Annotated in this window: 11 protein-coding genes; 7 read left to right on the forward strand and 4 right to left on the reverse strand. The window is 54.9% G+C overall.

What is annotated here, in order from left to right; translation table 11 throughout:
• The first annotated feature begins 46 nt into the window (after positions 1-46).
• On the forward strand, positions 47-499 hold the full coding sequence (gene aroQ / locus ACX5K5_RS12285) for a type II 3-dehydroquinate dehydratase (protein WP_096257038.1): 453 nt from the start codon (positions 47-49) through the stop codon (positions 497-499).
• Here the strand turns inward: aroQ and ACX5K5_RS12290 are convergent.
• Positions 496-1,638 carry a MarP family serine protease gene (locus ACX5K5_RS12290; protein WP_459174447.1) on the reverse strand — a complete coding sequence of 381 codons (1,143 nt, stop codon included), beginning with the start codon at positions 1,636-1,638 and terminating at the stop codon, positions 496-498. The genes aroQ and ACX5K5_RS12290 overlap by 4 nt on opposite strands.
• Before the next feature lie 251 nt (positions 1,639-1,889).
• Here ACX5K5_RS12290 and ACX5K5_RS12295 point away from each other — a divergent pair, with 251 nt between their 5' ends.
• Positions 1,890-2,567, forward strand: a complete 678-nt coding sequence (locus ACX5K5_RS12295; protein WP_096257040.1) for a Crp/Fnr family transcriptional regulator — start codon at positions 1,890-1,892, stop codon at positions 2,565-2,567.
• Between the two features lie 72 nt (positions 2,568-2,639).
• Here the strand turns inward: ACX5K5_RS12295 and ACX5K5_RS12300 are convergent, their stop codons facing one another.
• From ACX5K5_RS12300 to ACX5K5_RS12310, 3 genes are all read right to left on the reverse strand, one after another.
• Complete coding sequence (locus ACX5K5_RS12300) at positions 2,640-3,554, reverse strand: NUDIX hydrolase (RefSeq protein ID WP_459175441.1); 915 nt, start codon at positions 3,552-3,554, stop codon at positions 2,640-2,642.
• A 61-nt stretch (positions 3,555-3,615) separates the two neighbouring features.
• The gene (locus ACX5K5_RS12305; RefSeq protein ID WP_346058980.1) at positions 3,616-4,092 is read right to left on the reverse strand and encodes a RidA family protein; all 477 of its coding nucleotides are present in this window, start codon (positions 4,090-4,092) and stop codon (positions 3,616-3,618) included.
• A gap of 22 nt (positions 4,093-4,114) precedes the next feature.
• A complete protein-coding gene (locus tag ACX5K5_RS12310; protein WP_096283344.1) occupies positions 4,115-4,270 on the reverse strand; it encodes a Sp36 family protein in 156 nt (51 codons plus the stop codon).
• Positions 4,271-4,307: 37 nt separating this feature from the next.
• On the opposite strand from ACX5K5_RS12310, the gene ACX5K5_RS12315 reads away from it, so the two are divergent.
• The 5 genes from ACX5K5_RS12315 to ACX5K5_RS12335 all read left to right on the forward strand — a co-directional run bounded on the left by ACX5K5_RS12315 (position 4,308) and on the right by ACX5K5_RS12335 (position 12,238).
• Positions 4,308-6,629 (forward strand): transglycosylase domain-containing protein, encoded by a 2,322-nt coding sequence (locus ACX5K5_RS12315; protein ID WP_459174448.1) that lies wholly within the window; start codon positions 4,308-4,310, stop codon positions 6,627-6,629.
• Between the two features lie 115 nt (positions 6,630-6,744).
• A complete protein-coding gene (locus ACX5K5_RS12320) occupies positions 6,745-7,698 on the forward strand; it encodes a metallophosphoesterase (RefSeq protein ID WP_346058982.1) in 954 nt (317 codons plus the stop codon).
• A 171-nt stretch (positions 7,699-7,869) separates the two neighbouring features.
• The gene (locus ACX5K5_RS12325) at positions 7,870-9,690 is read left to right on the forward strand and encodes an ABC transporter ATP-binding protein (protein WP_459174449.1); all 1,821 of its coding nucleotides are present in this window, start codon (positions 7,870-7,872) and stop codon (positions 9,688-9,690) included.
• Positions 9,687-11,495 (forward strand): ABC transporter ATP-binding protein, encoded by a 1,809-nt coding sequence (locus ACX5K5_RS12330; protein WP_096257046.1) that lies wholly within the window; start codon positions 9,687-9,689, stop codon positions 11,493-11,495. Before ACX5K5_RS12325 ends, ACX5K5_RS12330 begins: the two co-directional genes overlap by 4 nt.
• Positions 11,496-11,509: 14 nt before the next feature.
• Positions 11,510-12,238: a class I SAM-dependent methyltransferase gene (locus tag ACX5K5_RS12335; protein WP_096257047.1), complete on the forward strand. Its 729-nt coding sequence runs from the start codon at positions 11,510-11,512 to the stop codon at positions 12,236-12,238.
• Positions 12,239-12,285: the final 47 nt, after the last annotated feature.

Below are 12,285 nucleotides of genomic sequence, written 5' to 3' on the forward strand. Positions count from 1 at the left end.
CGGATGCAACAGCGGTGATAGCCAGAGTGTGTAATAGATTTGAATAATGACCTACTCAGCGAAGCGCACCATCTTGTTACTGAACGGACCGAACCTGAACCTTTTGGGAACTCGCGAGCCCGAAATTTATGGGCACGATACGCTCGCGGATGTTGAGCGACTGGCCATGCAGGCGGCCGCCGAACAGCAGCTAGATTTGGAAGCGCTTCAGTCCAACCATGAAGGTGTGCTCATTGATGCAATTCATGAGGCGAGACTGAGCAAAGGCGGCATCATCATTAACCCTGGGGCTTTCACCCACACCTCGGTGGCCATAGCCGATGCGCTTAGCGGGGTGTCCCTACCGGTAGTTGAGGTACATATTTCCAACGTGCATCAGCGTGAGGCATTCCGCCATCACTCATACGTTTCTGCGGTAGCGTCTTCAATCATTATTGGCGCCGGTGTTAACGGCTACCGGCTCGCGGTGCAGCAGATGGCCCATCTTCTTAGCCGCTAATCGCTAATGCAGTCGCCAGTCTTGATTGAGTTAGTCCGTTGCCCTGCGGCTTTAAGGGCGATTTCCATCTCTTCAAGACTCAGCGCAAAGCCGATTTCATCGTTGCCACGAGATTTAGCAAAGACCATACCTACCGCTTCGCCAGATTCACTAACCAGTGGGCCACCGGAGTTGCCCTGGGCCACCTTTGCGGTCAGCTGATACACGGATAATGAGGACGGATCTTCACCATAAATATTGGCGATAGATACCGTAGCGCGTGAGGCAACTACCGCTCCACGCACCTGCAATGGCCCACCGGCCGGGAAACCAATAAATGCTGCCTGGTCGCCGCGCCCCAGATTTTGATCTGCGAGCTCTAATGGGGTGGTGTTCATCCCATCAACGCGAAGCACCGCGATATCGGCCTCCGGATCAAAATAAACAACCTTTCCGCGGTGAAGTTCATCACCACCAACTTCCACCGTGGCAGCGCTCAAACCGGCCACCACGTGGGCGTTGGTCATCACCAGTTGGTCAGCAATAACAAAGCCAGAACCGGTCAGGTTCACACCACATTGCACGGCGGTACCGGAGATCTTAGCTACCGATTGCACGGCCGCACGCTGCAAATCATTAGGTGCCCATTCTCCAGGCTCCACTGGCTCTACCGGTGGGGCGAATGGGTCCAGCAATGCGGGGATCGTTTCGGCCATTACCGCCGAGCGTGCTGAGGAGATTGCAGTGTTTACAAACTCCGGTGTCAGCCCGCGAATTGAGGCAATCATTTTTGACTTGTCGATCTCGGTGGATAAACGCGGAATACCCATACTTGACGTGGAGAATGCCAGTGCGCCGATGACCGTGGCGGTAATAAAAACCGAAAGCACACCGCCAGCTAAACCATCCGCGGCACGCAAGAAATCAAAGTTCATCCAACGTCTTATTCGGACCGCAAATACTCGGCCCAAGGCTTGACCCAAAACGAGCAGTACGGCCGCGGTGGCCACCATCAGGCCTACTCGCCACCAGGGGTTTGAAGCGAGGGTTGAGACCATCGGTATGGCGAAGAATGCTGCAACGCCGCCAGCGACGAGTCCGATCATGTCGCCGACCGTGTAGAGGAAGCCACGACGAATCCCGGCAATAAAAAAAGACAACAAAACTATACAGATGGCAAGGTCTAGCCAGCTGAATATTCCGAGCACCGAGACCCCGCTTCATTCACAAACTTTCTATTAACCCAAGGTACCCTTAGAAGCTGATGGATTTCTGCGAGGATATTCGCGAGTTTTAGTAGGGTGAGCGTGATTCTCAACATTTCTTGGCCAAACCACGTGTGGAAACTGTCACATTGTTACCAAATACGGCACAATGAAGTTAGCGCTTACTACTGTTGACAGGAGATTTTATGGATATCGAGGTACTGCGTCGTGCGCCGCTTTTTGCGTCGCTGGGTGATGAAGTATTCGCCACGCTAACCGAAGAATTGACCGAGGTCGATCTGTCTCGCGGTGCATCAGTGTTCCGCGAAGGCGATCAGGGTGACCGTCTCTACTTCATCGTCTCGGGCAAGATCAAGCTTGGTCGCACTTCCGCCGACGGACGTGAAAACCTGATCGCCGTTCTCGGCCCAGGTGAACTGTTCGGCGAAATGGCGCTCTTCGATCCACACCCGCGCAACGCAACCGCAACCGCCGTGTCGGAAACCCGACTGGCAGGCCTAAGCCACGAAAACATGCGCAAGGCGATCTTGAACTCCCCGGAGGTCTCGATCCAGTTGCTGCAGGCTTTGGCTGCGCGTCTACGTCGCACTAACGAGTCCCTAGCCGATCTGGTGTTCTCCGACGTTCCTGGCCGTGTGGCCAAGGCACTGTTGGATCTGGCTGACCGTTTCGGTCGCCCAGCAACCGATGGCATCCTGGTAGCTCACGAGCTCACCCAGGAAGAGCTGGCCCAGCTGGTCGGCGCCTCCCGCGAAACCGTGAACAAGGCTTTGGCCGAGTTCGTGCAGCGCGGATGGCTCCGTCTGGAAGCCCGCGCAGTCGTCATCTTGGACATCCAGCGTCTGCGTCAGCGTTCACGCTAAGCATCGCTGTAAGAACTATGGCCGGAAATCCTTTCAAGGATTTCCGGCCATAGTTCTTTGTGCGCAAAGTTTTTAGTGTCCTGGTTCGGCCTGCCAAGGACGAGTTGATTCGTCCCCAAAGGTTCCAAGTACTTCAAGATAATAGGTGCCATCACGCACCAGCAGGTCCGGGTGTTGAACATCCAGGCTCCGTGCACGGGAAAGGTACGCGACCACTCCGTGAGCGTCCACCATGCGCTCGAGCATGAGCTCCACCGCGGGACTGGTAATTTGTGAAAGCCGCAGCCCTTGGGTATCGGGCTGCCCAATCAGGTCTCCGAGGCCGCTGGTAGCCCGCTGCTCGATGATCTGCTCCGTACTGCACCATTGCGCCCATTGGCCCTTAGCGCGCAATAGAGAGGGTTCCTGACGCAATGGAACCGTCGCCGCGAAGTACCAGGTATCAAAACGGCGGAATGCGAAGTTAGGACTCACCCAGTGAGCCACCGGACGCAAGAGATCCGTACGCAGCCCTAAGCCACGTCTGCGCAAAAATTCTGCAAACTCTAAGTCCTGCCCGGCAATAGCCTCACGGGCGGACATCCATTCTTCCGGATCGGTCATTTCGATCACCGATTGCTCGTCGGTGCCGGCCAGCAAGATTCCGGTTTCTTCAAAGAGCTCTCTGATTGCGCAAACTAGATGTACGCGGACCAGCTGTTGATCCAGCACATCTAAACGTTTGGACCACCAGGTCAGGTTCGGACCAAACCACCTGTATTCGGCGCGGTCTCCAACCTCAACGCTTCCACCAGGAAACGCCACACTCCCCAAGGGTGATTCACCAGAGCGGTAGCCCAAAAAGGTTTCCACACCATGGGCGCCATCTTGCACCAGGCACACTGATGACGCTCGGCGTGCGGCCCTAGGTGTGCGAGAGCCGTAGGTAAACCAATTTTCCGCCGCTGGAATTTGATGCGGCGGCAGCTCAACCAGGCGACGCGCCATGCCGGTGCGCGCGCCGGACGGGATCGCCCGGCCTGCGCGCACACCGGAATCGCGTTGTGGACTACTCAAATTCGGCGATGACCTCAACCTCAACCGGAGCGTCCAATGGCAAGACGGCCACGCCAACTGCCGAACGTGCATGCACTCCGGCTTCGCCAAGAACATTTCCGAAGAATTCGGATGCTCCGTTGATGACGCCAGGCTGACCGGTAAACGTTGGATCAGACGACACGAAGCCAACGACCTTCACGATACGCTTAATGCGATCTAGGTCACCTATTTCCGCTTTGATCGCTGCCAGCGCATTCAGTGCGCAGGTCTGTGCCAAAGCCTTGGCTTCTTCGGCCGAGACCTCTGCCCCGACTTTGCCTCGAGCTGAGAGTTCACCGTTAATCAGCGGCAGCTGACCGGAGGTGTAAACGTAGTTGCCAGTGGTGACCGCTGGCAGGTACGCGGCGACCGGCTTGGCCACAGCTGGCAACGAAAGACCGAGCTCGGCCAGACGGGCCTCGACACGCGAGGAAGTAGCTTCTTGCATGGGGTTTTACTCCTTCTAAAAGTTAAGCTTTTGGACGCTTCATGTAGGCCACTGGATTGGTGCCATTTGGGCCTGGAACGATTGCTACCAGCTCCCAACCATCGTCTCCCCACTGATCCAAAATCTGCTTGGTTGCGTGGATAACGAGCGGCAAAGTGGCGTATTCCCATTTAGTCATACTCGATAGGTTAGCGCGTCCTTGTAAACTAGTAGGTATGGCAGCCAAGAAGTCCCCCTTTTTTGACACAGCTACCACTCTGGGAAAGATCGTTGCGTTCTTCGGAATCAGTGCCCTTTGTGGTGTGCTGGCCGCGGGCATGATCGTCCCCGTGGCAGCAATCGCAAAAACCGGTTTGACCACCGGAAATAACATTGTAAGCGCGCTTCCGAGCACCTTCGAGAAGCTTCCAATTCCGCAGCCTTCGCGTGTCTTAGACACCGAGGGCAAGGAGATCGCGACGTTCTACGAACAGAACCGCGAACCGGTGAAGCTCAAGGATATTTCTCCGGAAATGCGTAAGGCAATCGTTTCCGTGGAAGATGAGCGTTTTTACGAGCACAACGGTATCGACCCCAAGGGCATCGCCCGTGCGGTAGTCGGTAACCTGACGAGCTCGTCACGTTCCGGTGCGTCAACGTTGACTCAGCAGTACGTCAACAACCTTTTGGTCAATAACCAGATTTTGACCGGTTCCAAGGACAGCACCGTTTCTGGTCAGAAAGAATACTCTGACAAAATTCGTGAGCTGAAGTATGCGGTAGCTATCGAAAAGGAAATGTCTAAGGACGAAATCCTTGAAGGCTACCTTAACTTGGTTCTCTTCTCCGGCCGTGAGTATGGCGTGCAGGCTGCCGCTCAGCGCTTCTTCTCTGTAGACGCCAAGGATTTGAACCTGCAGCAGTCAGCAATGCTTGCCGGCATGGTTCAGCTTCCAAACGTGTACAACCCAATCAATAACCCCGAGCGCTCCTTGGACCGTCGCAACAAGGTGCTGGGCAATATGTACCGCACCGGTGCGATCACCAAGAAGGAATACGACAAGGCCGTCAAGTCCAAGCTTGGGACGAAGCCTAGTTCGTCAGCCTCGGGCTGCATGGCTGCCGGGGACGACGGATATTTCTGTGACTACGTCACCAACTTGATCCTCAAGGACAAGAACTTTGGTAAGACCAAAGAGGATCGCCAGAATTTGCTCTTCCGTGGTGGCTTGACCATCAAGACCACCCTGAATTCCGCCTTGAATAAACAGGCTGCCAAGGATTCACGCGAAGCGATTGATCCTCATGCCAAGTCGAACAAGGACATCTACTCCTCGCTGGTTTCGGTTGAGCCGGGCACCGGCAAGATCCTCACCATGGCGCAGAACACCGAGTACGCACCGGAATCCAAGGAATCCGGCAGCCGTACCTTCTACAACTTCGCTGTAGAACGTTCGCTTGGCGGCGCGGGTGGCTTCCAGGGTGGCTCGACCATGAAGCCATACACCACACTTGCATGGCTACATGAGGGCAACCACATGTACGACAAGATCAATGCAAAACGGCAGAGCTATCCCGGCGACTACAAGTGGAAGGCTTCCTGCCTTCCAGGCGGCTCAACGCAAACGTACACAAAATGGGATGTCGGAAACGCTTCACGTGGGTTCGCAAGAACGATGACAGTTGATTACGGACTTATGTGGTCAGTGAACTCCGCAACCGTCGCGGAAGCTGCCAAAGTGGATTTGTGCACGATTACTGATTACACCACCAAATTAGGCCTATTGGATCAGGATGCTGACAAAGGCAATCCCGGTCCGATTTCCCCAGCCGCCCCTTCGTTCGTTATTGGCTCGCAAAACATCACTCCGCTAGCGCAGGCAGCTGCCTTCGCAACGTTTGCTAATAAGGGTGAATACTGCCGACCTCGTGCGATCACTTCCGTAGTGGACAAAGACGGCACCAAGTACAAGATCCCGAAGGAAGAATGCTCGCAAGAGATCGATCCACAGCACGTAGCTGATTTGAATGGCACGTTGAAAAAGATCGCGACCCAGCGTGTCTCCAAGGGTCGAGTAGCCGGGCCAATCGCCGGTAAAACCGGAACTAATAACTGGTCCTCGTCAACTTGGTTCGTCGGCTACACCACCGGAATCTCAACTGCGTCATGGGTCGGACGATTGGATGGGAAAGCCGGCGAAGAAAAAAACACTCTTCAAAATGCAATGATCAACGATAAACGAGCAGGGTCTGTAGTTGATTCCTCGACTTATGCAGCTCCGCTATGGGTTGATTTCATGTCCAAGGCAGTTCAGCAGTACGAGCGAAACTCCTTCGGTTCCGTGTCAAAGGCTCCTAAACCAAAGCCGAAGCCGAAGGAAGAAGACAGCTCGGACAGCAGCGACGATAAGTCGGATTCGAAGAAGGAAGACTCCAAGAAGGAAGATTCCAAGAAGTCGGACGACAACAAGTCTGATTCGAACAAGTCTGAAAACAAGGGCAAAGAGAAGTCCAAACCGACTACTCCCGCCAAGCCCGGAGATGGCTCGAACGACTAAATAACCTCAAAAGGCCGCGTTCAACTTTGGTTGAACGCGGCCTTTCGGTTTAGATTGGCATTACCACCAGACTCAGATGGGTCTGTTCCCCCGAAAGGACAATGACGCACCGGTCATGGTTGAAAAAACTAATTTCTCTTCGGCATTCGGTCGAGCCACCAGCACCACAGCGCTACTTGCCGGCGGTGCCGCCGCGGTTGGAAGTGCACTGCTTGGGTACGGGCTTTACGAGACACAGAAATTCGGGCTACGCCGCGAAACCGTCAAAGTCTTGCCGCGTGGTGCGGCAGATATGCGCGTTTTGCATCTCTCGGATATCCATATGATCCCCGGACAGGCTCTGAAACGCCGCTGGTTACATCAGCTGGCAGATGAGCAACCCGACTACGTGATCAATACCGGTGACAACCTCAGCCACCGGGAGGCAATCCCTGCGTTGCTCGACGCGTTACAGCCACTGATGCAATTTCCTGGCGCCTTTGTTCCCGGATCAAATTGTTATTACGCACCGAAACTGAAAAATCCTTTCAAGTACCTCACACGCAGTACCGGACGGCCTAACCCCTCGGACCGCGACATGCTGCCTTTTGAGCAGATGCACCAGGCTTTTGGGGCCGCCGGCTGGGTCAACATGACCAACCGCTCCTACTCCACAGCGCTCAATGGGCTCCGACTTGATCTCACCGGTATCGACGACCCGCATTTGGACCGAGACCAGTTCGCTGGCTGGCCACAGGGCTCTTCCACCAGTTACCAGGCACCACATGTACGTATCGCATTAACACACGCCCCCTACCAACGAGTGCTGGATCAGTTCACCGAAGAAGGTGCCGACATCATCTTTGCCGGGCATACCCACGGCGGGCAGGTCTGCATCCCAGGTTATGGCGCGCTAGTGTCAAATTGTGACTTGCCCACCTGGCGAGCACGTGGTCTGACAAATTGGGAACATGCTGGACGCAGTGTTCCGCTCAACGTTTCAGCCGGCATTGGACACTCTCGTTTTGCCCCGATCCGTATAGCTTGCCCACCCGAGGCGATACTTCTGACGCTGACCGCCAAAGACTAACAGTCACCAACTTTTCAGACCCCGTGCTTTGACTAAGCACGGGGTCTGAAGTCGTTTCTGAGCCTGATACAAATAATCTATCGGATAGGGATTGTTTGATTGAATTTTCCCAACTACTGACTGTAGGCTGTAGTCCGGTCGATATTTTTTGGTGATGGTGGGGTAAAGCGCATGGCGCGAGAACAAAACGCGGAACCGGCAGAAGCGGTTTCATTAACTACCACTCTCAAACGGCTTGGACCTTTTGTCCGTCCGATTCTCCCCCGCCTCATTGGCGGTTTTTTCTGCGCTTTGGGTGCAGGCATTGTGGCCCTGGCAATCCCGCAGGTACTTGCATGGCTGGTCAATAACGTATTGGACGCCGATGGCACCAGTACCCAAATCTGGATCGCCATGGCTATTGTCGGTGGCCTAGGGTTCCTCGAAGCACTGTTCATCTTCCTCCGCCGGCAGTTTGTTCTTAACCCGGCAGCAGGACTCGAAGCACACATGAGGATCCGCTTCTACAAGCACCTGCAGCGACTTCCCGTGGCGTTCCACGAGCGTTGGGGCTCGGGGCAGCTCCTTTCCCGCTCCATGTCTGATCTGTCGCTGCTACGGCGTTGGCTCGCCTTTGGCGCGATGATGCTCGTGGTAGATACCGTAACCGTGATCACCGGTCTGGTACTGATGTTTTTCCACTCGTGGATTCTTGGCTTGCTCTATCTGCTCGGTGCCATCCCTATCTCTATCAAGGCCTACCACTTCAGAAACAACTATCGGGCAGCAAGCCGGCTAAGCCAAGACCAGGCTGGTGACCTCGCCACAGCGGTCGAAGAGTCAGTCCACGGCATCCGCGTCATCAAGGCTTTCGGCCGTGGACGCTACGTCTACGAAGGCTTCAGCGAACAGGCCAAGTCGCTACAGCAAACCGAGATCTCCAAGGCAAAAACCTTGGCTGGTTTCTTGATGACGGTAGTTGCAATCCCAGAAACGATTCTAGGAATCGGTCTACTCATCGGTATTTCAATGGTTGCCGGCGGCTCATTGAGTGTTGGTTCCTTGGTTGCGTACTTTGCGATCGCAGCAGTTATTGCCGGTCCGGTAGAGGGCATGGGAATGCTACTTGGCATGACGCTAAGCACCAAAACCGCCTTAGACAGGCACTTCGAAGTGATGGATGCCGACAACGATATTGTTTCGCCAAAGGAGCCTCGCACACCCCAGGAGCGAACCGGTGAAGTACAACTGAAGCACGTGCGTTTTGCCTATCCCGACGATTCGGGGCGAGGCCGTCCTGTGCTTGCGGATATCGACTTCACTATCCGCCCCGGAGAAACCATGGCTTTGGTAGGAATCACCGGCTCAGGTAAGTCCACCTTGCTCAATCTCGTGCCACGACTGCACGATGTGAGCGCAGGACAGGTCCTAGTCCACGGCCAAGACGTGCGTGAATGGGACCTAGAAAAACTTCGACAAGAGATCGCCGTAGCCTTTGAAGACACGACCCTCTTTTCAATTTCCATCCGCGAAAACGTGTTGCTCGGCGCTCCAGAGGGGCTAACCTCTGCGCAGCGCGAGGAACTTCTCACGCAGGCTTTGGATGTTGCCCAGGCGCAATTCGCGTACCAGTTACCCCAAGGGGTTGAGACCCTGATCGGTGAAGAAGGTCTCTCACTTTCTGGCGGACAACGTCAGCGTTTGGCCTTGGCCCGCGCCATTGCGGCGCAACCGCGTATCTTGGTTCTTGATGATCCGCTCTCTGCCTTAGATGTACGCACCGAGGAGGCAGTGACCACCAAGCTTCGTGAAGTTCTTCGCGGAACAACAACCTTGGTAGTCGCCCACCGGCCCTCCACCGTGATGCTTGCAGACCGGGTCGCGCTACTTCGTGATGGACGTATCGACGCAATCGGCAGCCACACACATCTGCTCAGCACCAATGAACATTACCGCTACGTGATTGCCAGCTTGGATGACGAAGCACCGATCAACGAGGAGATCTCACGATGAGCAAACCTATGGGTGTCTCTGACGAAGACAACATCAACCTCAGCGGTGTTCAACGTAAACAGGTTCGTAGCCGTTCCTTTAGGTTGCTGGCCAGGCTGGCTATGCCACAGAAGAAATTATTTATCCTCACCGTGGCGCTGGTCTTGGTTTCGAATGCGGCTCGAGTCGCCTTGCCGTTGCTCATTGCCTTGGCCATCGACTGGACGTTACCCCAGGTCCGTGAGGGCAACTGGAGTGCCCTGGGAATATCAGGTGGCGCTTATATTATTTGCGCGATTCTTGCTGGTGTCTTATTAGCTTGGTACATCAACTGTGCAGCCCGAATTTCTCAGGCCATGCTCCTAGATCTGCGCCAACAAGTCTTCCGCCACACGCAACGATTGAGCCTAGAATTCCATGAGAACTACACCTCCGGTCGCATCATCTCCCGGCAGACCTCGGACCTAGAGACCCTGCGCGAGTTATTGGACCAAGGCGTCTCGGAACTAGCCTCTTCCTGTGTGTTTGTGGTCTTCACGCTGATCACCATCTTTGCTTTGGACTGGCGCAGCGGATTGGTGTTGTGCATTGCCGCCGTCCCGGTCACGATCCTGTTCTTTTGGTATCAAAGCCGTTCCGAGGTCCTCTATCGCGAATCTCGCGTGGTCTCCGCGAAAGTCATCTCCACTTTTGTGGAAACCATGACAGGTATCCGTGCGGTGAAGGCTTTCCGTCGCGAAGCTGCCAACGATGAAAATTATGGCGATATCGCAGAAAAATACCGGGTCAACTCGGTACGTTCCTTTAATCTCTTTGGAATTCTGCAGCCTGGCCTAGTGCTCATTGGTAACCTCACCGTGGCGGCACTGCTCGCCTATGGTGGTTTTCGAATCTTGGATGGCACGCTGGCGGTCGGTGTGATGGTTGCGCTGTTGCTAGCGGCTAAACGCGTCTTCCAACCCGTGGAGCAGATCGCGATGTTCTATTCGTCCTTGCAATCGGCCACCGCAGCGCTTGAAAAAGTGTCCGGACTTTTGGAGGAAGAGCCAAGCGTCAAGGAGCCGCTCAAGCCGCGGAGCATCGACCAGGTTAAGGGCGAGATAGTTTTTCGTGACGCGGTCTTTGGTTACGGGCAGGGTCCTATCATTATGGATCGCTTTGACCTCAAGCTTGAGGCAGGGCAAACCGTTGCGGTGGTCGGACAAACCGGTGCCGGCAAATCAACCCTGGCCAAACTCATCTCACGTTTTTATGATTTGCGCTCTGGAAGTCTCGAAATAGATTCGGTGCCAATTCAAGAAATCTCAAATAATGAATTACGCGAGCACGTAGTGATGGTGACTCAGGAAGCCTTCCTGTTCTCTGGTTCGGTGGCCGAGAATATTGCGCTGGGAAATCCGACGGCAACGCTGGCAGAAATCCAGGACGCTGCCAAGGCGGTTGGTGCCCACGAATTTATCTTGGAACTACCCGAAGGCTACGATACCGATCTGAATAAGCGCGGTGGCCGAGTCTCTGCCGGTCAACGACAGCTCATTTCCTTCGCTCGCGCCTTCCTGGCGGATCCTGCTGTCCTGATCCTCGATGAGGCGACCAGCTCGCTGGATATCCCTTCCGAGCGCGCCGTACAACGTGGTCTGCAGCAGCTGCTGGGTAATCGTACGGCACTGATTATTGCGCACCGCTTGTCCACAGTGCAGATTGCGGACCGGGTGCTTGTGGTCCACGATGGCAAGATTATCGAAGATGGGACTCCCGAGCAGCTCATCGCTGATCAGGGTCGCTTCGCTTCCCTGCATAAGGCATGGAAGGATTCGCTAGTTTAGCTGGCCTGTTGAAGATGACTAACGAACTCAGTGACTTCGTTCAGGCCCCGAATCAAGGCTTGCATCCGGAAGTTTATGAAATTGAAAACAATGCAATGGATCGAAGCGGCGCCCTCTTTGCGCGGCTTGAAGATCTCGCGCCTTGGGATGGCAAAGATTTGTTGGACTTAGGGTGCGGCACCGGTTATTGGTTGCCGAAGTACCTCAGCGATTCGGGAACCGTCATCGGAGTAGAGCCAGATGCTAATTTACTTCAAGCGGCACGTGCACGTAGTGCCCATATCCAGGTGCATCAAGGTTCCGCCGAGCATCTTCCGTGTGCCGACGAAAGCCTAGACGTGATTCATGCTCGCTTTGCGTATTTTTTCCCGTCCCCTAAGAACGATTGTTCGGCGGGAGTTGCTGAAGCGTTGCGAGTCCTACGTCCTGGTGGTTCCTTGCTGGTGATCGATAACGATCAGCAACACGGTGAGTTCGCATCGCTGCTGCAAAGTAGCCCCTGGGCGGCGGCACAAGGCGAGTCAAACTTCACCAACGCATGGTGGGAAGACCACGGTGCCACCCGGCATGAGGTGATGAGCAGCTGGAAGTTTGATTCTGTCCAGGATCTTGCCAGCGTCCTGCACATCGAATTCCCTACGCAGCTGGCAAACGAATGGATTGCCAGGCACCCTCACGCCACGCAGTTGAGCTACGGCTACGTGATCTACCAAATACGCAAGGAAGCTACAGACGCACAGTAAACGGGCGTAAAAATAGGCCGGGGCGAAGATCCTTCTTCACCCCGGCC

Source organism: Glutamicibacter bergerei, assembly GCF_054495185.1.